This is a genomic window from Desulfoscipio gibsoniae DSM 7213 (genome assembly GCF_000233715.2).
Classification (GTDB): Bacteria; Bacillota; Desulfotomaculia; order Desulfotomaculales; family Desulfallaceae; genus Sporotomaculum; species Sporotomaculum gibsoniae.
Genome location: NC_021184.1, coordinates 3,084,163 through 3,107,168, shown reverse-complemented (window position 1 = coordinate 3,107,168; position 23,006 = coordinate 3,084,163). Strand labels below are relative to the sequence as shown.

Genomic DNA, 23,006 nt, shown 5'->3' with positions numbered 1-23,006 from the left:
TTATGGGTGAAAATAAAGAACTTCGGTTAAGCGGTAGCGGGGGGCAAGGTCTTATAATGGCTGGTATCATTATTGCAGATGCTGCTATCCGGGACGGCAAGAACTCAGTACAGTCCCAGTCTTATGGGCCGGAAGCCCGTGGCGGTGCCAGCCGGTCCGAGGTTATTATCAGTGACGAGGAAATTGATTATCCCCGGGTTGCCCGGCCGGATGTACTACTGGCCATGAGCCAGGAAGCATGTGATAAATTTGTTAGAGATTTGGATAAAGACGGTGTGTTAATTATAGATTCCACATATGTGCATAACCAGCCCGCTGTGGAAGGCGTTGTTTATGCTCTACCCATCAGCCGGGCGGCCCGGGAACAGGTTGGACGGGAGATGGTGGCCAATGTTGTGGCCCTTGGTGCAGTGACAAGAATTACAGGTGTTGTATCCCAGGAGTCTTTAACCGATGCGCTGCTTGCCCGCGTGCCCCGGGGAACTGAAGAGTTAAATAAAAAGGCGCTGGATTTGGGTTGGCAGCTGGCGGAGCAAGTTTTAAACTGATGATTATACAGCACTTTTTAATATATTGATAAATAGCTTGTATCTGGTTTATGATAAATAATAAGCGGGGGAGGCGATGGATAAAGCCTCCTCTTTTGTTGTTCAAAAAACTAAGCTTTGTAGCTTTTGTATAACTAAAGTAGTTAAACTAATGGCATTTTTCTTATTCAATAAATTTCGGGGGTTTATACCAATGCTCAGCTTGATGCAGGCCAGAGAAATGGAACAGCGGGTATCCGATGCTATTGCCGCTGCTTTAAAAGTTGAAGTGGAGATAATTAACGCCAACCTGGTACGGGTGGCGGGTACCGGTCAGGTGCGGGCCGATGTAGGTAGTCGTTTGCTCCGGGGGCTGGTTAACAAGCATGTTTTGCAAACCGGTAAGCATGTGTTCATCAATGAGCCTGGTTTTCATTCCCTTTGTTCATCCTGCTCGCTTTCGGGCACCTGCTTTTACCGGGCTTATATTGTTTATCCCATCTCTGTGGAAGATAGAGTGCTTGGCACCATCAGCCTGGTAGCTTTTAATGAAGAGCAAAAACAAACTTTGAACAATAACACAGAAACATTAATTGATTTTGTGGGTCGGATGGCTGACCTAATCTCCGGTAAAATTATGGAGCGGGAAATGCTTAAAGATAAAATTGTTATGGCCGGCAGACTGGAAGCGGTGGTGGATGCCGTTTATGAAGGTGTCCTGGCTATTAATGAGCACGGGATTATTACGCATTGTAACCGATCCGCGGAGAAAATGTTTGGTATGCCTAAGGATCAGCTGCTGGGACAGCCGATACAGCGGATTTTTGAGGATATGCCATTGCTGCAAGTGCTTAAAAAGGGCAAGGGGTTTAATTCCCGTGAATACTTTGTCAACGCCCGTAGTAAAAGACACCACCTTTTGATTACCGCCCGGCCCGTACGTTCCGGAGAAGGAACTTGTGCAGGGGTGGTGGCCACTTTTAGGGATTTTCGAGAGGCCCAGAGACTGGCCTATCAAATCGTCACCACCCAAGAAATGCTTAATTTCAATGATATTATTGGCGAAAGTAAAGCCATTCGTGAAGTAAAAAACAAAGCCCAAAAAATAGCCCGCAGTAACTCCACTGTGCTTATATTGGGCGAAAGCGGCACGGGTAAAGAAGTTTTTGCGCGGGCCATCCATAGCGCCGGGCCGCATGGACATAAACCCTTTATGCCCATAAATTGCGGGGCCATACCCGAGCATTTGCTGGAAAGCGAACTTTTTGGCTATGAGGAGGGTGCCTTTACCGGTGCTAGGCGCGGTGGTAAACCAGGTAAATTTGAACTGGCCAATGGCGGCACTGTTTTTCTCGACGAGATCGGCAATATGTCCCTTTATCTACAAGCCAAGCTGCTGCGTGTGCTGCAGGAAAGACAGATTGAACGGGTTGGCGGCACGCGGCTTATACATGTGGATATTCGGGTAATTGCTGCCACCAACAGCGATTTGCAGGAAATGGTGCGCCGGGGAAGCTTCCGTGAGGATCTTTTCTACCGTCTAAGCGTTATTCCATTGGTGCTGCCACCGCTGAGAGAGCGCCGGGATGATATACCCGCACTGCTGGAACATTACAGACACCGGTTTGCCGGGCTGTTACAAAAGAATATTACAGGCTTTAGCGAAGGGGCGCTGAAACTGTGTCTGGATTATCACTGGCCGGGCAATATCAGAGAGTTGATCAATGCGGTTGAATATGCCATTAATTTGGAAGAAGGGACAGTAATTGAACCTGATAGTCTTCCTCCTCGTCTGCGCCACCATGAAAACAGTTCTATGCCGGTGAACACAATGGAGATTAAGCCACTTAAATGTTTGGAAAAAGAAGCCATCAATGGAGCACTTAATCTATATGGTTGGTCAGAGGAGGGTAAAACGCGCGCTGCGGCTGCACTGGGCATTAGCCGGGCTACTATTTACCGAAAAATTAGTAAATACCGATTAAATCAGGATTAAATATTTGCAGGGCATTACAAATATAACGTGTTATGGTTATGCCTAAACCATATATGCCTTGTGTGCAGATATACATTTTTAAAAAATAAACTTTTCACTTTAACTATTTATTGATATAATGTAATTGGCTTATAATTTATTCACCAACAAGCAACTTATTAATTATTAACAGTATGTTTGCATGTTTATTTAATTTATACAAATTAATACCATATGGAGGTGGGGTTTATTGGATAGTTTAATCAATAAGAAGAGTTTGTTAGTGCACCCGGATCATGAAAAACGCCAGGTGGCCATGAAGAGGGCCGGGGAGTTAAAGCACCGTATTGAAGATTACCTGAAGGCTGCCAAACATATTCCTACCGGCTTTAAATTGGAAGAGCAATACCAAACGAGAAAAAGAAACATACTAAATTTTTTGGGCGCTACGGATTCTGATTGGCAAAACTGGCGCTGGCAAATGCGTAACAGAGTCAGCGATGTAAGAAAGTTACGGCAGCTTCTGCCGCTTACGGATGAAGAAGCCGGCCATATTGAATTTGTCAGCAGGAAATTCCGCTGGGCAGTATCGCCTTACTATTTAAGCCTTATGCAAACAGACAACCCTAATTGTCCGGTGAGGATGCAGGGTATACCAAGTATTTGGGAAATACGTGATAATTGGGGCAAAGAAGATCCCATGGCCGAGGAATATACATCACCAGCCCCGCGGATTACCCGCCGTTATGCAGATCGTTTGATAATTAATGCAACCAACCAGTGTGCCATGTTTTGCCGGCATTGCCAGCGCAGGCGCAATATAGGTGAAGTGGATAGGCCAGCTTCTGTAGAGGATATTAAGGCAGCCATTGAGTATATCCGTGCTAATCACGAGGTGCGGGATGTGTTGATTACCGGTGGCGATCCGCTTACTTTATCTGATGATTGGCTGGATTGGATACTTACCGAACTTGATAATATTGAGCATGTTGAAATAAAGCGCATTGGCAGCCGGGTACCTGTAACTATGCCGCAGCGTATTACACCCAAACTATGTAACATGCTGGAAAAACACCATCCAATCTTTGTGAATACGCATTTTAATCATCCCATGGAGGTAACTCGGGAAGCTTTAAAGGCCACGCGTATGTTGGCCAAGGCCGGCATACAGCTGGGTAACCAGGCTGTGCTGCTTAAGGGAATTAACAATGACCCGCACATAATGAAGAAATTAAACCATGAATTACTTAAAATACATGTTCGCCCGTACTATATTTTTCATGCCAAGCCTGTTAAAGGCACAACACACTTTGTAACCACTATTCAAGAGGGACTGGAAATAATGGAAAACTTGCGCGGTTATACATCGGGCCTGGCCGTGCCGTGGTATATCATCAATGCGCCCGGTGGTGCTGGCAAGACGCCATTGCTTCCTCAATATTTATTGTCAGTGGAAAAGGATAACGTGATGATTAGAACCTGGGAGGGAAAGGTTTTTCGCTGTGCCAACGGCGGATATCCGGCAAGCAGTGTAGATCCGCCGTCAGATGTGGACAGCCCATACGGCTGGGAAGCCGGGCTTAAGGATAATACGCCGAGCTAAAGCCGTAAAAAGGGACCCCTGTTCCGGAAAGGAACAGGGGTTTTGAAGTATATAAAGTTATTTATCGAGAGGCGATTTTATATAAATAAGGGGGTTAGAGTAATGCCTTGAGTTATTCTTTAAAAATTGAAAACCTCGTCCAACTCTTCGTCGCTAACGTCAAATTGGGTGTTATGTGGTGCAAACACTTCTTTGCTGAAAAACTCAGGTAATCTATCGTCGGCCTTGGTAAAGCCGGCCTCTTTATTAAACTGCCGTTCTGTTTTAAGTATACTTTGTCCAAGGGCCACTACATCGTCCACTGTAAGTGCAGTTCCATACTGGGCATTAATCATTTCCACGATGGTGGGGAGTCCTTCGGGGTTGTCCAGCACTGCAAAGGCTACGAACAGGCACAGGCCTGAGGCGTCTATAGCCGCGGTGGCAACTTGTAGGTTGCGTGACAATTCTACTTGCCCACCCTTTTGGGTGGGGTCGACAAAGCCGCCAACTTTTAAAATGTTCGCTGTAACTGCATATCCTGCCGTGTGGTCAGCACCCATGGTGGTGGTGGCATAAGTGACACCGTTCCCTTTGCAGGAGCGCGGATCGTAAGCTGGAATGCCCTGGCCTTTGACGGCAGGAACCCGGGTGACACCAAACACTTTACCGGCATTGGTAGCACCGCTGCCGATGATCCGGCCCAGCGGGGTGCCATTGCCCACCTCTTCCAGGGCGGCAATGGCAACCGGGCCGTCACCAAAGGGGATTGCACCTGCTTCGGCCAGTACGCCCAGTGTGCAGCCGGCTTCAACGGTGTCCAAGCCTACATCATTGCAAATGTAATTTAATTTCGCCACTACATCCAGGTCGCTGATTTCCAGGTTGGGGCCGAAACCCCAGGCGGTTTCATATTCGATGGGGGAGCAAACCTTACCGTCCGGCATGGGGTAGACGTTGGAGCAGCGCATTACGCAGCCGGGGTGGCAGGCGTGAGTGGCTTTGCCGCCCCTGGCGTTGGCTACTTCGGCCAGTTTTTCACCGCTTACTTCACCGGCTTTGTCAAACCGGCCATAAGAGAAGTTCCGTACAGGCAGCGCACCAGCCTCGTTGATGATATTCATTAAAACGTTGGTACCATACGCAGGCAGTCCCTGGCCGCAAACCGGGTGATCCAGGAGAATTTTGGCAAACTTTTTAGCTGCTGCCTTGAATCGCACGGGGTCTTGGACAGGGGCATCGAATGTTTTAGGGCAGTCCACCACGATGGCCTTCAAACCCTTGGAGCCCATAACGGCACCCAAACCGCCGCGTCCGGCGTACCTGCTACTATTACCATCGCTGTCATTATTGGTTACGCCCGCGGAGGGCATGAGCATTTCTCCAGCCGGGCCAATGGTGATGACGGCCACCTTGTCGCCGTAACGCTGGCGGCAAATGGCGGTTACCTCATAGGTGCCCTTGCCGGCTAAATCATCGACGGGCAGCATTTCCATGCCGTCCGGGGTGATTTTAAGCAGGGAAAAACCTTTGCCGGCGGGCTTACCTTCAATGATGATGGCTTTAATGCCCAGGTTGGCCAGCTTTTGAGATGTAATACCGCCGGCGTTGGCTTCTTTAATGCCACCGGTCAGCGGGCTCTTGCCGCCCACCGAAAGGCGACCCGAAGATGGTGCCTGGGTGCCGGACAGCAGGCCCGGGGCGATTACTAACTTGTTGAATTCTCCAAGGGCATTACAGGTGGCGGGTACTTCGTCGGCAATTAGCTGCGAGGTTAATGCCCGGCCGCCCATAGCGGCGTATTTTTGCGGTACGTCTTCAATTTTAAAATCTCTGTTGGCCATGTTGACCCTAAGTATTTTTTGCATATCTCTTTTCCTCCTTATAATACAATTAGGTGATTAATTAATAAGGAATGTTATTGAGTTAATTGAAACACAAAATATGCGCTTTGTGCAACGGCATTGTTGTTTTATTAAATACTTGTTCTAAATAACTAAGCAAATAATATGCCAGCATGATGTCTAACAGGTTTGGGGCATAGGAGCGCTTGTAGCAATAAATAACTCTAATAATTTGGGATATTTACTGTAAAACGCCATCGTTATGCATTGAAATTGCACAACGATGGCGTTCTATTCTGGAACAATAGCCCCAAAATGAGACAAGTATTATTTTTACAACAACGTCGTTGACAATCAGATCACTACATGGCGTTGCGGTAGATTTGAATGACATCCTCCAGGGTGGCCAGACGCGGGTTGGTCAGAGAGCAGGCGTCTTTCATAGCGTTTTCGGCCATTACCTGAAAATCTTTTTCTTGCACATTCAGCTCAGTTAATCCGGTGGGTATGCTCACATCTACTGAAAGCTGCTGGATGGCTTCGATGGCCACATCAGCGGCTGCCCGGGTGCTGAGTCCTTCAATATTTTCGCCCATGGCTTCGGCGATGTCGGCAAAACGCTCGGGGGTTGCGATCAGGTTGAATAAGCAAACATGGGGAAGCAGAATAGCGTTGCATACGCCGTGAGGCAGATTATAGTAACCGCCCAGTTGGTGAGCCATGGCGTGTACGTAGCCCAAGCTAGCGTTATTGAAGGCCATGCCGGCCAGAAATTCAGCGTAAGCCATGTTGTCCCGGGCCACCATGTTGGAACCGTTGGCCACTGCGGCACGAAGGTTCTCGGAAATCAGCTTGATAGCCATCAATGCTGCTGAGTCGGTAACAGGTGTGGCAGCGGTGGATACATACGCTTCTACTGCGTGGGTCAGCGCATCCATGCCGGTGGCAGCGGTAAGGGACGGTGGCATACCCACCATTAACAGGGGGTCGTTAATGGCGATGTTGGGTGTAACCCGCCAGTCAACGATAGCCATTTTAACCTTACGATCGGTGTCGGTGATGATACAGAAACGGGTCATCTCGCTGGCCGTTCCGGCGGTGGTGTTTATTGCTATAAACGGGGGCATGGCTTTGGAAGACTTGTCCACCCCTTCATAGTCTCGTATATTACCACCATTGGTGGCAACAATACCAATACCCTTGGCGCAGTCATGGGAACTGCCGCCACCCAGAGAAATGATCATGTCGCAATTGTTGTCCTGATAAACTTTAAGCCCGTCATGTACGTTTTTGTCGGTGGGGTTGGGCTCGGCTCCGCCCCATACGGTGGCTTTAGCGCCGGAGGCTTCCACCAGGGCTTTAATTTCATCACCCATGCCGGATTTGGCCAGGAATGCATCGGTTACGATGAGTGCGTTGGTTCCGCCCAAGATTTTTACCTGATTAGTGGTTTCTTTGTGAGAGCCAACACCCATGAGGTTGACCGTGGGGATAAAATAACCGTAAACCTGTTCTCCTAATGCCATTAAATGATTACCTCCTTTGAATTATGAGTAGGTGTTTTAATTTCCCTACTATTTTATTTATTTTGAGTATTATTTAAACGCAAAGGTCGTGCCAGTGCGTTTATTTCAAGCATTTTTAAATTTGCAGCGAATAAAAATTATAGTAAATATATAAATAATTAAGATAATGGTCCAAAATGAAACTAAAAAGTTATTATTAACTCTAAGGGCAAGTTCTATTATGGAACCATAGTGCCGAAAAGGGACAAAGAGATCAGCTTTAGTCTATACTGGAATTTCATGCTAAACTAATGCATTTATGTACAGTGTGATACGCACAACAAATGTTCTTGAATTATAATTTTCTAGCATGCCCAGAAGGAATAGAAAAATACCTTAAAACATGCTACTTTAGGGAATTTATAAAAACAGTTAAGCATAATTCAACGTACTAAATATGGCGGGATTGGTCAAAGCGTAAAAGGCAACAGCCAACCCTAATGGTTAAGGTTCGCTGTTGCCTTTTGGGTCATTTGATTTCTATACCGTGTTCTTTAATCTTTCTATAGAGGGTGTTTCTGCCTATGCCCAGGGAGCGGGCTGCAGTGGTTATATTGCCATCGTAATAAGCCAGGGTGCGGGTAATAGTCTCGATTTCCATTTCCTCCAGGCTGGGCGGTAGAGGGCCTGGTACCGACAACACCTGCATGCGGTTGAAGAGTCTCTCCTGGATTTGCTTGGTTAACCGGTAGGCTTTTAAAATATTGTCCTGGCTCAGCGCTTCCACCCACCCGGGGTCGGTGGTGGTTCTTTCCAGAGTCTCAAGCACTAACTGTTCCGCAGTGCTTGTATGTTCCATTGCCGGGGCAAAGATTTTAGCTGTAGCTTGCAATAATTTGTTCGATAAATGCGTAGGGAGAATCATATTACCTTCGCACAGCGCGATGGCTTGATCCACAATATTGACCAGTTCCCGTATATTACCCGGCCAGCTGTGCTCCTGCAGTAACAACATAGCTTCCGGTGAAACTTGCAGTGTTCTGGAGGACCGGTCCCTGGCACGGGCAATAAAATGGTTCACCAGCCTGGGAATGTCCTCCCTTCTTTCCCGCAAGGGCGGTAACTCCAGGCGCACCACGTCGAGACGGTAAAAAAGATCCTCACGAAATTGCTTATCCTGAACGGCTTTTTCCAGGTCTACGTTAGTGGCCGCAATAATGCGGACGTCGGTTTTCACCGGCTTTTCGCCACCTACCCGCAAAAACTCGCCTGTTTCCAGAACCCGCAGCAATTTAACCTGGATGGAAGGGTTGGCTTCCCCTATTTCATCCAGGAAAAGTGACCCGTTATCTGCAATTTCAAAAATACCCCGGCGCAAGCAGGAAGCTCCTGTAAATGCTCCCTTTTCATGGCCGAATAGCTCGCTTTCCAGCAGGTTTTCAGGCAGGGCACCACAGTTTATAGGAATAAATGTTTGCTGCTGCCGTGGGCTGGCGGCATGAATAAACCGGGCCAGCACTTCCTTGCCTGTGCCTGTTTCACCCTGGATGAGTACGTTAATATTTTTTTGAGCAATTTTGTCCGCTACGGTGGCCAGGCGCAGCATCCTGGGAGTCTTACCCACTATAAAACCTACCTGTTCGGCGGTGTTGAACCACTCGGGCCGGCCCGCAGTTTTACCCGTTATCCGGCGCCCGTAGTCCAGCGCTTTGTCGATTAGTTCCTCAACTTCGGCGATATCCTCAAAGGGTTTTTCTATATAGTCGAAGGCGCCCATTTGGATAGCCTTAACCGCGGTGCGGGTGGTACCGTAGCCGGTCATAATAATGGCCTCGCAATCGGGCTGGCTGTTCTTTAATTGCTGCAACAAATTAAGCCCGCTGGTATCGGGCAGCTTTAAGTCGATAAAGGCCACGGCAAAATTAGCTGATTCAATCAATTGCACGGCTTCGCTGCCCGTGTGGGCCAGGCTGACGCTAAAACCCTTTCGTTGCAGCAGGCGGCGAAAAAAACTACCGACCTCAACCTCATCGTCAATTACCAGAATGTTTTCACCGGGGGTCAAAGCATATACCTCCCATATTCATATTCATATTCAGCGAAAGATACTTAATAGCTATACTTATATATTTTCGTATGTTGTGTTGTGCATGCTAGCAGTTTACCGGGATAAACAGAGTAAAACAGCTGCCTTGTCCCGGTGTGCTGTTCACCTCGATGGTGCCCCCGTGGGCTTCGGCTATGCCCAGGCTGACTGATAGACCCAGCCCGGTGCCCCGGTTGGCCTCTTTGCTGGTGAAAAAAGGGTTAAAAATTTTCATAATATGCTCCGCTGGAATGCCCTCACCGTTATCTGTTACCTTGACAGTTACATATTCGCCGGCATCGGTTTTTCTGAGCTCGGTGGTGATGGTGATTTGCTTGTCCCTTGGACTGTTTTCCAGTGCATCCCGGGCGTTGAGCAGCAAATTGACCAGTACCTGGTCCAGCTGTTGTTCGTTGGCCAGCACGTCCGGGAGATTTGTATCAAGATTCAGCTTAATGGCCACATTATTACGGTTAATTTGATACTGAACTAATGAAAGTACACTTTCCACCACTTTGTTCAGATTGGTGCGGGCCATGGGCCGCTGGTCCTGCCGGGAAAAGGTGAGTAAATTTTGAATGATTCTTTTACACCGCAGTCCGCAGTTAATGATATCTTGCAGAAGTTCTGCATTGCTTTCGTCAATACCACCATCCCGCATGATCATCTGGGAATTGCCGATAATTGCGGTCATGGGACTGTTTAACTCATGGGCCACCCCGGCCGCCATTTCGCCGATAGCCGCCAGTTTATCCGACTGTGTCAGCTGCGCTTCCATTTTGATTTGTTCAGTAATGTCTTTGGTGTGGTGAATCACCGAATAAATTTCACGGTTTGGTTTAAATACAGGATAATAATGTACATCAAATGTTTTCCCCGACTCCAATTGGATGCGGCGGTAGGCAGGGGCCTGGTTTTGATAAACTTCATCCATCAGGCAAAATTCGCACTTTTCATCTCTTCCCCATACATAGCGATAACATTTGCTTTTTTCCGGTTCACCGTTTATTTGACCCGGTAATCCTTCCAGTTGGTTATTGCAGCGGATTATATTATAGTTTTGGTCAATTAACAAAATTGGGTCGGTCAGAGAGCGAAAAGTTTCTTCCCATTCCATTTTGCCGTGTAATACCTGTTCATAAAGACGGGCGTTTTCTATGCAAATAGTCAGTTGGTCGGCCAGCTGCCGGGTAAATTTGACCTCATCCTCGGTATAAGCGTTTTCCCTTTGGCTGCCGATCATCAGCACACCAATTACGTTACTTTTGACAATCAGTGGATCCAAAGCCAGGGAGACTAGGTTCAGCTGATTAATGGGCGGGCAGTCCTGCGCTGTGCGCTCCTCTTTGGAAAAGGAATATACTTTGCTTTGTCTCTCCCGCACGGTATGCCAGAGTAAAGATTTAAATGGTACCGGGCGGCCAGTGCAGTCGCAGTCGGGAATCATGGCTGTCATAGATAAATCACTGTGCTGCATCAGTGCTAAACCCAAAAAGTCGCAGTGAATAACTAACGGCAGGCGCTGGTATACTCGCTCGATGATATCCCCCAGCGACATATCTATATTAATATCCTTGATGATTTGATGTATAATCTCTAAACGGTTATTTTGCTTGATAATTTCTTCATTTCTTTTTTTAACTTCCAGGTAATAATTTATTTTGGAGGAATGAATGCCGGTGAGTTGTTCGATTAGATACTTTTTTTCATTAATTAAATGCTGATTTTCCATCTTCAATCCTCCTTACAAAGCCTTATAAAAAATGCGGGCTAAATCGTCAGCATTGGCGTCCCTGGGGTTGGTTATGATACAGGCATCATGCAGGGCGTTTTTACTCAGCTCGGGTATATACTCCTCCCTGAAGCCCATGGCGGAAAGCCCGTAGTCGATACCGATATCCCGTGCCAGGCGACGCACAGCGCTAATGGCCCTTTGGGCCGCGTCCTGTTTGTTGAGGCCGGTTACGTTTTCGCCCATGGCTATAGCTACTTGTCGGTACTTATCTGCGCAGGATATTAAGTTAAATTCCATGACATGGGGCAGCAAAATAGCATTGGTTTCCCCATGGTGCAGATCAAGCAGGCCGTCCACCTGGTGGGTCATGGCATGGGTAGCACCTAATATGGCATTGGAAAAGGCCAGGCCGGCCTGCAAACTGGCCATAGCCATGGCGGATTTAGCCTGCATATTGGTCCGGCAGGCCACTGATTCTCTCAGATTTTCGGCTATTAATCTTATGGCCTCTATGGCCCGGACATCAGTTAACTGGTTGGCAGCCAGTGAAACATAAGATTCAATGGCGTGGCTCAGGGCATCTACTCCGGTGGCTGCAGTAAGCTGTGCATCCTTGGTTTGCAGTAGTTGCGGGTCGATAATGGCAATGTCCGGCACCAGGGATCTGGATATGATGGCTATTTTTTTCTTGCGCTGCTTGTCTACTATAATGGCGAACTGGGATACCTCAGAGCCTGAACCTGCGGTGGAAGGTACCATAAGCATGGGTGGCAGCGGCCGGGTGATTTTATTGATACCCTCATAATCCTGGATTTGGCCGCCGTTGGTAGCAATGATGGCCATGGCCTTGGCCGCGTCTATTGGACTTCCGCCACCCACGGCTACTATGGCATCGCATTCAGAGGCCAGGTATTCCTCGGCCCCCCTGGCCACTTCGGTATCCTTGGGGTTGCTGGTTATGTCATACCATACCTGGCATTCTAATCCCGCCTGATCCAGGTATTGCAAAACTTTATTCACCCAGCTGTGGTTTTTTACACCGTAGTCTGTAACTACAAAAATCTTTTTGGCGCCCAGGCGCAGCGCACTTTCTCCCACCTGGCCGATGGCATCCAGGCCGAAGATTATTTCCGGTGCAACAAATTTGCTAATATTCATATTGATCCTGTTCATGTCGCCACCCCACATCATGTAAGATTATGTGTCAAAATGGTACACTATATATTGTAGCAGATTATGCTGATTAACTAAAGAGCAAGTGTGGCAAGCAAGAACCATCTCCATTTGTCACCCGGCAAACAAAAAGGATGCGCTATTTAGCGCATCCCTGAACCTGCTTCCCTAAACCATTGACTGTTCTGCCCTTTGTATAGCCAGGCGGACCATATTACCGCAGTCCCTTGACGAAACACTGCCGAAACCGCCTTCTGCACGTACAATATCGGCAACCCCAAGTTCTCCGGCTAACTCCATCTTCAGCTTGTCCGACATAATGCTGCCGCGCCTTCTGGCCATAATTAGCCTGCCTCCTTTGGGTGTTTGGAAATGATTAAGGGTTAAGCAAGTTCATCTGCTAGTATTTGTTGAAATTCATTTACTATACCTGTAAGTTATTTTTTATTAAAATTAAACAAATATTGCCCGGCTTTTTGCGCAATGACCTTCATAAATTGTGTTGTTTGCACCAGATCATTAATGTCGGCTATTTGGGCGGGAGCATGGGCATAGCGCAAAGGTATACCCAGGGTTGCCACCGGGATATCGAAAAGCTGGATTGCCGACGTGTCGGTATAAGAACGTGATATGCCTTCTTGTATGGTAACACCGGCTGATTTAGCCGTTTCCTTTAAAAAGGTGCGCATGGGCGGGCGCATAATAGCCAGATCGTCCACCAAGCGCAGCGCCACACCCTGACCCAGGCTGATTTGGCGAAGGTGGGTGGGAATGCCGGGTATATCGCTGCATACCATGCTGTCCACCACCACGGCAAAGTCCGGTTTTATTTTCATGGCTGCAACCAGAGCACCGCGGGACCCGTGCACGTAGGATGGACCGCTGCCTGGCGGCATGCCGTGCTCTTCAGTGCTGGAGAACACCCCGGTGACTTCGGCCTCAACAGGGTCAGTAGACAACGTGTTTAAAAGGGCTATCAGAACGGCGCAGCCCATCCGGTCATCAAGACACCTGCCCATCACCCGGTTTTCGTTGAGTTGGTAAAAACTATGGGTAAAGGTTACCGGCGTGCCGGTAGAAATCCCCATTTGCAGTACCTCAGCCTTGTTTTGCGCTCCCACGTCCACGAAAATCTCCCGCTGTCCCGTCACCGGCAGGTGAGGCGGGTGCATGCCTACACTCCCCTGGACGACTCCTGAACCGGTATGCAGCGACACCCATTCACCCGGTCCTAAGTATTCAGGTATGCCGCCCAATGGATAAAGATAAATGAACCCCTGGGCGTCAATGTTGCTGACCACATAACCTACTTCATCCATGTGAGCGCAAATCATTACCCTGGGAAGTTTGGTGCCGCCGCTTTTTTTGCCCGGCACAGTGCCGTAAAGGTTGCCCATATGATCAGTGCTCATCTGCAGGCCGGTGGGCTCCAGCAAATTTATAATTTTTTCCCTGATCGCATCCTCAAACCCCGTAACACCCGCTACGGGTATCAGCTCTCGCAGCAGATCGACAATTTCATTTCTCAGCGCATCGTTAATATTAACCGCCAAGTGTAACACCCCTTTGGGTTAAAATGAAATGCTAGATCATTCTACAATATTTGTTAGTGTGCCAATCTGTTCAATATTACAATCAATTTTATCCCCGCTTTTCAAAAATTTAAAAGGTTTGAACCCCATTCCCACGCCCGAGGGAGTGCCTGTGGATATTATATCGCCCGGTTTCAGCGTTAGGCCTCGGGAAAAGTCGCTGATAATGTGGGGGATATCATAGATAAGATTGCGGGTATTATCGTTTTGCCGTAATTCACCGTTTACATAACACTGTATGTTTAAGGCAGGCGGGAAATCAATGGCGCTTTTGTGGACTAGATAAGGTCCCATGGGGCAGGTGCCGTCCAGGCTTTTACCCTTGTACCACTGCTGATGCCGTTTCTGCAAATCCCGGGCGGTGATGTCGTTCAGTATGGTGTAACCAAATATGTATTCCTCCGCTTTTTCAGCCGGTATATTTTTACCTTCTTTGCCGATAACCACGGCCAGTTCCACTTCATAATCAAGGGCTTTGGTAATTGCGTTGTGATTGGGAATATTATCCTGGTGGCCCGGTGCCTGGTCAACTATTTTATGAAAATAAACCGGGTATTTGGGTATATCCGCCGCTTGTTTGGTAGCCTCTGCTATTTCCTGGACGTGTTCTTGATAATTCTTGCCCATACAAATGACGCCCCGCGGCGGGCGGGGTATTGGCGCCAAAACTTTTACACTGTTCAATGACAGGCCGTTCTTTTCATCCGCTGCTTTTTGCAGTTGCTCGAAATATGCGTCGCTATTACCGGCGCTATCTTGTGACAGCATTTCAATAAACTCCACCATGGTACCGGGTGTCGATTGTTGAATAATGGTTTCTAAGGGTATGATTTGCTGTCTATCGCTGGTTAATACCCCTAGACTTTCTTGCCTCTCAAACAGAAAAGTTACCAAATACAATGCTTTTTCCTCCTTATAAATAGCATGTTGGTTATGCTTGTATATTAAAGATTATTTTTCAATATTGCAACAGCAAGGGTCTAGCCTCGAATATTCTTTAATCGTGCACGCCTGCATAGCTTGTATTTTGTTGATAAGTAAAATAATTTGGCAGGTAAACTTCATTAGACTACGAATACTAGAGATAAAACAATCTATTGGACAGCCGTATGGCACAGCCAAAAACCGTTAAGGGCGTGGGTTATGACCATGGATGTACTGATGAGGCTTGACCGGGTAACCAAAACATACCATATGGGCGAAATAACGGTTAATGCCCTGAGGGAAACTTCCCTGGATGTTTATCAGGGTGAAATACTGGTGATTTTGGGGCCCAGCGGTTCGGGCAAAAGCACTTTGCTGAACATCATGGGCGGAATGGATCTTCCCACCACCGGGGAGATGCTTTTTTTGAACGAAAATCTCAGCTTGGCCGGTGACAAGCGGTTAACTAATTACAGAAGAAATGAAATCGGTTTTGTGTTTCAGTTTTACAACTTGATACCTGACCTGACGGCCAGGGAAAATGTGGAACTGGCCGCTGACTTGGTGGACGAGCCACTGGATGTGCTCGATGTACTCAAGGATGTGGGACTGGCCGATAGAATGGACCATTTCCCCTCCCAAATGAGCGGTGGTGAGCAGCAGCGGGTGTCCATCGCCCGGGCGGCGGTGAAAAACCCTCGCCTGCTGTTATGTGACGAGCCTACCGGCGCCCTGGATTATCAGACCGGGAAACTTATCCTGGCCCTGCTGGTTAAAATTAACCGGGATCGGGGCAGCACAGTGGTGATTGTCACCCATAATACCCCTATCGGGGATATGGCCCACCGGGTGGTGCGCATGCGGGACGGTGCCATAGCTGATATCAGGGAGAATGTCACTCCTCTGCCACCGGAAAGGATTGAGTGGTAATGAGTGCCCTGAATAAAAAGTTATGGCGCACCATCGGAAAAACAAAGGGGCAGTTCCTGGCAGTGGTGGCGGTGGTTACGGTGGGTATAGCAGTTTATATAGCCATGACCACTGCGTATTACAATTTAAACGCATCTAAAGAAAAGTTTTACCGGGACAATAACTTTGCAGACTATTACTTTCATGTAATCAAAGCCCCGCAGCAGGTGACCAGACAAATTGAAACCATACCCGGGGTGGCGGGGGTAACCGGGCGCATACAAAAGGATGTCACCCTGGTTAACGACTATAACAAACGGGCCACCGCTCGCCTAACCAGCTATACACTGCCCGTGGAATACGAAATTAACAGCCTGCAACTGCTCACCGGCCGTTTTTTTGCTGCAGATGCGGTGGTTACACAGCCCGGGGAGCATATCCGCACCGGGGATATCGAAATACTGGTGGATCCCCAGTATGCTGAAGGTAACCTGCTGGAATATGGTGATACCGTCAACATAGTGGCCGAGGGAAAGACCGTGCCTTTAACTGTGGTGGGCACCGCTACCGGGCCTGAATTTATTTATCTAATGAAAGACGCCGGCACTCTGCTGCCCGATCCCAGGACTTTCGGTGTAATTATGATGTCCCGGGAAAGGGCGCAGCAAATATTGAACCTGCCGGGTCAGATAAACCAGGTGCTTATATCTCTGGTTCCGGGTGCCGACGCCGACCGGGTGGCCGGACAGGTTGAAGACATACTGGAGCCATATGGCAATCTGGGCAGTTATCCCCGCAAACAACAGCTCAGCAACGCCATGCTGGAGGCGGAGCTGGACGGTCTGAAGGCATCATCACGCTATATGCCTGCCATTTTTCTGGGTATAGCTGCAGCTATCCAATTTGTCATACTAAGCCGTATGGTTCGCTACCAGCGCTTACAAATCGGCGTAATGAAGGCTCTGGGTTACTCTAACCGGCAAGTTATACTGCATTATACCGGGTACTCAATACTGGTGGCTTTATGCGGTGCCATTTTAGGAACGCTGCTGGGTCTCGCCCTGGCCTCGGTCATGTCCCAGGCCTATGCCATGTATTTCAACCTGCCGTCAACCATAGGTGCTGTTAACACCCAAGCCATGGTCTATGGATTTGTGCTCAGTATCGCCATCAGCACCCTGGCCGGTTTGACTGCGTGTCGCAGCGTGGTAACTATAAACCCTGCTGAATCCATGCGCCCGGAGCCTCCCAAAGGTGGCGGTAGAACACCGGTAGAAAGCTGTTCATGGCTGTGGCACCGGCTGGATACCGCCTGGAAAATGAGCATCAGATCAGCTGCCCGGAACCTGGGGCGTTTTGGTATTACTATGGTGGGAGTAGTTTTTGCTGTGGGTATGCTGGTGGTATCGTTATTTACCATCGATGCCGTGGACTACATGATTAAATCACACTTTTACCAGAACCAGCGCTACGATTACCTGGTACGCTTTACCGCACCGGTTAAAGAAAGCGAGCTGTTGAGTATAGAACGCATTGAGGGTGTGCAAAGATCGGAACCCCTGCTGGAGATACCGGTTAAAATCAAATTTAACGGTAAAAGTGAAGATGATTCAATTACGGGAATTAATCCAGGAACCACCTTAAAAAGGCTGTCGGATCATCAAGAACGCTCTATTGAAGTACCCCTGGAAGGCATGCTGATCAGTCAGAGGACGGCGGACAGGCTGGGAGCAAAGGTCGGCGATATGGTGGAAGTGGAAACGATGCTTGGCATTGGCCCGGCAAGGCAGACCCCGGTTAAAATCATGGGTATTAACAGGCAGCTGGTGGGAGGCGGTTGTTTCGTCTCTCTTAAGCAGGCAAATTCACTGCTACATGAGAGACAACTGGTATCCGGTGTGATGCTGAAAATGGACCCGGCACTCACCGCCGGGCTTGAAGCGGAACTGGAGGAAATGACCGGTGTGTCATCCATTCTCAGCCGCCAAAAGGAACTGGACAATTTCAATAAGAATATGGAAGCCATGATTTACTCCATTACAGTAATGGTTTTCTTTGCCCTGTTGCTGGGCTTTGCCATAGTATACAATTCTTCGGTAATCAGTTTCTCGGAAAGACAAAAGGAACTAGCCTCGCTTAGGGTACTGGGCTATTCGATAAAAGAGGTCTCGGGTATACTCCTGAAGGAAAATCTTTTGCAATCTTTGCTTGGAGTGGCCCTGGGATTGCCTTTTGGCTACTTGATGGTTAAGGGCTATATTAGTACGGTGAGTACAGACTTGTTCACCTATCCGGTCTTAATTTATCCAGCCACTTATTTATATGCTGTGCTGGGCGGTTTTTTCTTCATTATCGTTGCGCATTTGCTGGCTGTCAGGGGTGTCAAACAGCTTCAGCTGGTGGAAGTATTGAAGAATAAAGATTAATGGGGGTGTACATTATGAAACCGGTTGCTAAACGAAGAAAAAAAATGTTTGTGCTGGCAGGTATCGTTATAACATTGGCGTTAGCAGTTATAATAATGGTTATGATGGGCGGTATTGAAGCGGAAACGGCACAGGTCAGGACAGGGGATATAATTCAGACTGTGGAAGATACCGGTTATGTTCAGCCCGCCACCAAATACGACTTGCAAGCCCTCCAAAATGCCAAGGTCATTCAGGTATCAGTGGACACCGGCCAGATCGTGAAAAAGGGACAGGCGTTGGTGGTATTGGAGAACTTGGACCTGTCCATGCAAATTACTGATACCCGCTCTCAATTGAACCAAACCACAGCCTCAATTTCTGCCACCCAGGCTGCTATAGACCGTACCCAACTGGAACTTAAAAATGCCGCCGGCAATCTGGAACGTGCTCGGGAATTATATGCAGCCGGGGCTATGACCGCGGTTGATTTTGAATCCGCCCGTTTAAAAGTGGAGACGTTGGAACAAAGCATAAAAGAACAGACACAACTTTTGGAAAGCGCCAGAGCACAGGAGTCGGGATTAAACCAGTCATTGCAGAACCTTAACCTCAAGGAGCGGCAGCTGACAATGCAAAGCCCGGTTGACGGTTTAGTCTTAAATCTGCCGGCCAAACAGGAACAGGTGGTAAACCCGGGCACATTGCTGGCCAGCGTGGCGGTGACTGGCCAACTGGAAATTAAGGCGGATATCTTAAGTGACGACCTGGGTGAGGTAAGCCTGGGTCAGCGAGTGAAAATTACTGCCCCGGTCCTCGGTTCAAAGATACTAACCGGTGAGGTAATGGAAATATATCCCCAGGCTGAAGAAAAACAATCAGCCCTTGGGGTTATCCAAAGACGGGTGCCCGTTATAATCTCACTGCATGACTCAGCCAACCTGAAACCCGGGTACGAGGTAAAAGTGGCCATTGAGACGTCCACCAGGCATAACGTATCAATCATACCCAGGGAAGCCGTGCGCACCTTAAAAGACGGCGGCAGGGAAGTAATGGTGGTTAAAGATAACCGGGTTGAACACAGGCTTGTAAAAACGGGCATCGGGGACAGGGAAAACATTGAAAGTACCGGAGGCCTCCAAGCAGGGGAAATACTTATTCGGGACGGCAGCCTGGATTTAAAGGAAAACACCAGGATTAAGGGATAAAATCAAGTAGGTATTACCTGCCTTTCGATCAAATAGCTATAATGAATGATGGTGATAAATTAGTGGATAAAATTTATAAAAAATACCAGGTTAAAAAGGAAAAAGTGTCGTCAAAACTATCTGCAATTAGCAAGCAAAACGATTTATATGTATTTTTGCGCCCCCTGGTATTTATGGCTGCGGTGGTTTTTTCTCTGGCCTATTCGTTTGAATCAGCAAAACCTGTATATCTGTTTTGCATTGGTATACTGCTCCTAATTTTTATTTGGATGATTATTAAACATAACCGGATTAAAGATCATATCAGATACCTAAATTCTCTAGTATGTATAAATGATAATGCCATGCGTCGTTTGGAGGGCAAATGGCTGGAGTTTGCCAATACCGGCGAGCGGTTCGTCGACCCTGAACATCGTTATTCATTAGACCTGAATATTTTTGGACAAGGGTCATTATTCCAGTACATTAATGCCACCACTTCTTTTGTTGGTGAAGAAAGGTTGGCTCAATTGCTAAATTCCTCAGCCGGCTTAAAAGAAATTAAGCACCGTCAACTAGCTATTCAAGAACTGAGCTTACGTTTGGATTGGCGCCAACATTTTCAGGCCACAGGCATGTTAGACAAACCTGGAAAACCTGGTGATTTACAAAAACTACTGGATTGGGCGGAAGCTAAACTATTATTAACAAACAAGTTTACATCATTACTTCTATTCCTTCCGATTATAACCTTAATTTTAGCCGCCCTCGGATACTTGCATTTTATCCCCCGGTATATTTGGGTTTTTACCTTGGCGATTCAGATAGTAATCGTAGCTTTAACGGAAAAAACCGCCGGGCAAATATTTATCAAAACCGGTAACACAGTTAATGAGCTGCGGCGTTATACGGCACTATTGGCATGTGTTGAACCGGAAAATTTTACGACGCCAGTGCTGAAGGGTTTGAAGAGAAAGCTGTCCAGGGGTGGAGATGTCCCGTCACGGCAGATTAAACAGCTTTTTAAAATTGTGGAAAGGATTGGTATGCGTCATTCCAGCTTGCATCCCATTATTAATATCGGCATTTTATGGGACTTGCAAACGGTGATAATGTTGGAGAATTGGAGAAACAGTTCCGGTCGTTCACTCAGAACCTGGATTGAGGTGCTGGCCGATTTTGAAGCATTATCCAGCCTGGCCGGCTTGGTCCATGATCACCCTGATTGGGCGGTGCCCGAAATAACCGATTCCAAACCTGAACTTAATGGGATTGCACTGGGACATCCATTGATCAAGGATGAAATGCGCGTTTATAATGACGTTGAACTGTCCGAACCGGGTACGGTTTTGCTTATTACCGGTTCCAATATGTCCGGTAAAAGCACTCTGCTTAGAACTGTGGGTATTAATTTAGTGCTTGCCTTTGCCGGTGCTTCTGTATGTGCCGGTCAGTTCAAATGTTGCTTTATGGATATTTATTCTAGTATTCATATCAATGATAACCTGGAGAAAAACATTTCCAGCTTTTATGCAGAACTGCAAAGAATAAAGTTGATAGTGGATGCCGGTAAAACCGGTAAGCCAATGATTTTTTTAATTGATGAAATTTTCAAGGGAACCAATTCCAAGGACAGAATTCTAGGCGCTAAAGCGGTAATCAGGAGTTTACATGATCTGGGAACCATTGGGCTGGTATCTACTCACGACCTGGAGTTAAGCAGCTTGGAAGAAGAAATTCCTTTGATTAAGAATTATCATTTTACCGATAAGATCACCGGTCGGAAAATTACATTTGATTATCGTCTTAAACCCGGGGTTTCGAAATCCACCAATGCATTGGCTTTGATGAAGATTATTGGTATTGAGTTAAAGTAACCAAAGCCAAGGGAAAACGATTTAACCGTCCCGTAGTGTAGCGGGGTTAGTGTAGTACAGGAGTTTCTTTAGTTGATTGAAGAACATTTTCCGAATAAAGAGTATGTCAAATTTCATTTAAGGCATTGTGGCTTTGAAGTTTCCTGATACAGGCTATACCGATTATCAATAATCTAACTTTTTACTCCCCATGATTAAAAGATTATTAATTTACATCATGACTTCCTTCCTTTTTACACCATATGCAATATCAATAAAAACGAAGGTGATTTTATGAACCAAGACAAACAGTTTATAAATAATATGAGCAGATTTCTTTTTTTGATAATAGTATTATTATTTGCGTCTAGTTGTGGTGATGGTGAACTAGAATTAACTCAAACTTCAGGACCACCTCAGTCCGCACCTAAAGAATACTGGACGACATTGCAGAGGTAACTAAATATGACGTCGTAGCCTTTGAATGCACAATAAACAGTGCCCACAAAGAATATCTTTGTTATTATGCGTTCATTGTAACTGAAGATGATTTTGTTGTGATGGTTTTGAGTGGAGAGATAGACGCTAAGGACGAACTTAAAACATTGTTTTATGATTGCATAAAAACTTTTTAAAACCATTAACTCTTGCAGGGGCGAAAATTTAGTCATTCCCCTAAATCACTAGCGTTGCATAAATAGAATTGCTCTACGTCAAGTTTTAAAAAGACTCAAAAACGGCTAAAATTAATTATATTAAGCCAAATCGGCAGATTAAACCTGTCCTTGCAAAGAAAAAATCCTTATAATAGGTATATGGTAGTCCTTACCCAAATCTCTAGTATAAGGAGATTTACAATGCAGGACAAATACAACAAAATCAACATTTTTTCAATTACTTAAACCGGTTTTTAGCAAAGAACTGGTAGTTACAGAAAAAGATGCTTTAAATGTTTTTGACCGCGGATATTTGGACTACAAAAAAGTAGTGCTAGAAAATAGTGATAAATCGGAGGATTCATTATGAGTAAGATTCTTACCGTTATTTTGTTATTATTGGGACTTGTGCAATTATTTGGATGCAGCATTCCTAATGAAAAAAACTCAAATAATTCTAATAACAGCACAATAAAGATAAATAATATAAATTATGTAATTGATTCATCCAACTATGAAAAAGATATTATAGAATTAATTAAGAACAATATAAAAAATGACTTTGGAAATGCTGATCTTACTATAAAAGAGATAAATCCTGTTGAAAACTACTCTTTTGTTATGTTTCTCATAAAACAGAATAATATATTACATGAGGGATTAGCTTGTATAAAAAAAGAGCATAAATTTTACAAGCTAAATGAGATTGACATAGCTAAAGTTGATTTAAAAGCCCCATTCACAAAACATACTATCATCTTATCGCTAAATGATGGTAGAGATTGTATATTAATAGGCGGTTATATTAATGATAAAAGTATAAATGAAGTACATATTGAATATAAGAATAGCGCTGTTAATGTGATAAAAATCGACCAAAATCAAAACACATACATGAATTACATGATAGGTGATATAAAATATATTAAGGAAGTAGTTGGATTTAACGAGACAAATAAGGTATATTCATACGAATTTTAGCATCTATTACATTCCTTGCAATAGTTTACAACAAACTTATAACCTTGGATTATAAGCGCTAAGCGGCTG

At 46.3% G+C, this 23,006-nt stretch carries 16 protein-coding genes; 8 read left to right on the top strand and 8 right to left on the bottom strand.

The annotated features are described in order from the left end of the window. Positions 1 to 2: 2 nt before the first annotated feature. The 3 genes from DESGI_RS14495 to eam all read left to right on the top strand — a co-directional run bounded on the left by DESGI_RS14495 (position 3) and on the right by eam (position 4,105). Complete coding sequence (locus DESGI_RS14495) at positions 3 to 548, top strand: 2-oxoacid:acceptor oxidoreductase family protein (RefSeq protein WP_006520713.1); 546 nt, start codon at positions 3 to 5, stop codon at positions 546 to 548. Between the two features lie 193 nt (positions 549 to 741). Beyond that, positions 742 to 2,523 carry a sigma-54 interaction domain-containing protein gene (locus DESGI_RS14490; RefSeq protein WP_041285556.1) on the top strand — a complete coding sequence of 594 codons (1,782 nt, stop codon included), beginning with the start codon at positions 742 to 744 and terminating at the stop codon, positions 2,521 to 2,523. Between the two features lie 229 nt (positions 2,524 to 2,752). After that, a complete protein-coding gene (eam, locus tag DESGI_RS14485) occupies positions 2,753 to 4,105 on the top strand; it encodes a glutamate 2,3-aminomutase (RefSeq protein ID WP_006520715.1) in 1,353 nt (450 codons plus the stop codon). 119 nt (positions 4,106 to 4,224) lie between these two features. On the opposite strand, the gene DESGI_RS14480 is transcribed toward eam, so the two are convergent. The 8 genes from DESGI_RS14480 to DESGI_RS14445 all read right to left on the bottom strand — a co-directional run bounded on the left by DESGI_RS14480 (position 4,225) and on the right by DESGI_RS14445 (position 14,919). Continuing rightward, positions 4,225 to 5,952 (bottom strand): aldehyde ferredoxin oxidoreductase family protein, encoded by a 1,728-nt coding sequence (locus DESGI_RS14480; protein WP_006520716.1) that lies wholly within the window; start codon positions 5,950 to 5,952, stop codon positions 4,225 to 4,227. Positions 5,953 to 6,290: 338 nt separating this feature from the next. After that, entirely contained in the window at positions 6,291 to 7,454 is a 1,164-nt protein-coding gene (locus tag DESGI_RS14475; RefSeq protein WP_006520717.1) for an iron-containing alcohol dehydrogenase, read from the bottom strand. 508 nt (positions 7,455 to 7,962) lie between these two features. Then, positions 7,963 to 9,498, bottom strand: a complete 1,536-nt coding sequence (locus DESGI_RS14470) for a sigma-54-dependent transcriptional regulator (RefSeq protein ID WP_006520718.1) — start codon at positions 9,496 to 9,498, stop codon at positions 7,963 to 7,965. 88 nt (positions 9,499 to 9,586) lie between these two features. Next, complete coding sequence (locus DESGI_RS14465; RefSeq protein WP_006520719.1) at positions 9,587 to 11,251, bottom strand: GAF domain-containing sensor histidine kinase; 1,665 nt, start codon at positions 11,249 to 11,251, stop codon at positions 9,587 to 9,589. Between the two features lie 12 nt (positions 11,252 to 11,263). Then, positions 11,264 to 12,427: an iron-containing alcohol dehydrogenase gene (locus DESGI_RS14460; protein WP_157872792.1), complete on the bottom strand. Its 1,164-nt coding sequence runs from the start codon at positions 12,425 to 12,427 to the stop codon at positions 11,264 to 11,266. Between the two features lie 168 nt (positions 12,428 to 12,595). Further along, positions 12,596 to 12,769, bottom strand: coding sequence for a small, acid-soluble spore protein, alpha/beta type (locus DESGI_RS14455; protein ID WP_006520721.1), 174 nt, complete (start codon positions 12,767 to 12,769; stop codon positions 12,596 to 12,598). A 95-nt stretch (positions 12,770 to 12,864) separates the two neighbouring features. Continuing rightward, positions 12,865 to 13,980 carry a M42 family metallopeptidase gene (locus tag DESGI_RS14450; protein WP_006520722.1) on the bottom strand — a complete coding sequence of 372 codons (1,116 nt, stop codon included), beginning with the start codon at positions 13,978 to 13,980 and terminating at the stop codon, positions 12,865 to 12,867. Positions 13,981 to 14,016: 36 nt separating this feature from the next. After that, positions 14,017 to 14,919 (bottom strand): fumarylacetoacetate hydrolase family protein, encoded by a 903-nt coding sequence (locus DESGI_RS14445; RefSeq protein WP_006520723.1) that lies wholly within the window; start codon positions 14,917 to 14,919, stop codon positions 14,017 to 14,019. A 243-nt stretch (positions 14,920 to 15,162) separates the two neighbouring features. Here DESGI_RS14445 and DESGI_RS14440 point away from each other — a divergent pair, with 243 nt between their 5' ends. The 5 genes from DESGI_RS14440 to DESGI_RS14420 all read left to right on the top strand — a co-directional run bounded on the left by DESGI_RS14440 (position 15,163) and on the right by DESGI_RS14420 (position 22,937). Further along, positions 15,163 to 15,873 carry an ABC transporter ATP-binding protein gene (locus DESGI_RS14440; RefSeq protein ID WP_006520724.1) on the top strand — a complete coding sequence of 237 codons (711 nt, stop codon included), beginning with the start codon at positions 15,163 to 15,165 and terminating at the stop codon, positions 15,871 to 15,873. Then, positions 15,873 to 18,278: an ABC transporter permease gene (locus DESGI_RS14435; protein WP_006520725.1), complete on the top strand. Its 2,406-nt coding sequence runs from the start codon at positions 15,873 to 15,875 to the stop codon at positions 18,276 to 18,278. Before DESGI_RS14440 ends, DESGI_RS14435 begins: the two co-directional genes overlap by 1 nt. A 14-nt stretch (positions 18,279 to 18,292) precedes the next feature. Continuing rightward, entirely contained in the window at positions 18,293 to 19,465 is a 1,173-nt protein-coding gene (locus DESGI_RS14430) for an efflux RND transporter periplasmic adaptor subunit (protein WP_006520726.1), read from the top strand. 62 nt (positions 19,466 to 19,527) lie between these two features. Continuing rightward, positions 19,528 to 21,321, top strand: a complete 1,794-nt coding sequence (locus DESGI_RS14425) for a MutS family DNA mismatch repair protein (RefSeq protein ID WP_157872791.1) — start codon at positions 19,528 to 19,530, stop codon at positions 21,319 to 21,321. A gap of 1,001 nt (positions 21,322 to 22,322) precedes the next feature. Continuing rightward, on the top strand, positions 22,323 to 22,937 hold the full coding sequence (locus tag DESGI_RS14420; protein WP_006520728.1) for a hypothetical protein: 615 nt from the start codon (positions 22,323 to 22,325) through the stop codon (positions 22,935 to 22,937). The last annotated feature ends 69 nt before the right edge of the window (positions 22,938 to 23,006 follow it).

What these genes read in the sequence shown, in the direction of transcription:
- DESGI_RS14430 (WP_006520726.1), top strand. Translation starts at nt 18,293, where the DNA reads ATGAAACCGGTTGCTAAACGAAGAAAAAAAATGTTTGTGCTGGCAGGT.
- DESGI_RS14455 (WP_006520721.1), bottom strand. Translation starts at nt 12,769, where the DNA reads ATGGCCAGAAGGCGCGGCAGCATTATGTCGGACAAGCTGAAGATGGAG.
- DESGI_RS14475 (WP_006520717.1), bottom strand. Translation starts at nt 7,454, where the DNA reads ATGGCATTAGGAGAACAGGTTTACGGTTATTTTATCCCCACGGTCAAC.
- DESGI_RS14465 (WP_006520719.1), bottom strand. Translation starts at nt 11,251, where the DNA reads ATGGAAAATCAGCATTTAATTAATGAAAAAAAGTATCTAATCGAACAA.
- DESGI_RS14460 (WP_157872792.1), bottom strand. Translation starts at nt 12,427, where the DNA reads ATGAACAGGATCAATATGAATATTAGCAAATTTGTTGCACCGGAAATA.
- DESGI_RS14435 (WP_006520725.1), top strand. Translation starts at nt 15,873, where the DNA reads ATGAGTGCCCTGAATAAAAAGTTATGGCGCACCATCGGAAAAACAAAG.
- DESGI_RS14495 (WP_006520713.1), top strand. Translation starts at nt 3, where the DNA reads ATGGGTGAAAATAAAGAACTTCGGTTAAGCGGTAGCGGGGGGCAAGGT.
- DESGI_RS14440 (WP_006520724.1), top strand. Translation starts at nt 15,163, where the DNA reads ATGACCATGGATGTACTGATGAGGCTTGACCGGGTAACCAAAACATAC.
- DESGI_RS14420 (WP_006520728.1), top strand. Translation starts at nt 22,323, where the DNA reads ATGAGTAAGATTCTTACCGTTATTTTGTTATTATTGGGACTTGTGCAA.
- DESGI_RS14490 (WP_041285556.1), top strand. Translation starts at nt 742, where the DNA reads ATGCTCAGCTTGATGCAGGCCAGAGAAATGGAACAGCGGGTATCCGAT.
- DESGI_RS14480 (WP_006520716.1), bottom strand. Translation starts at nt 5,952, where the DNA reads ATGCAAAAAATACTTAGGGTCAACATGGCCAACAGAGATTTTAAAATT.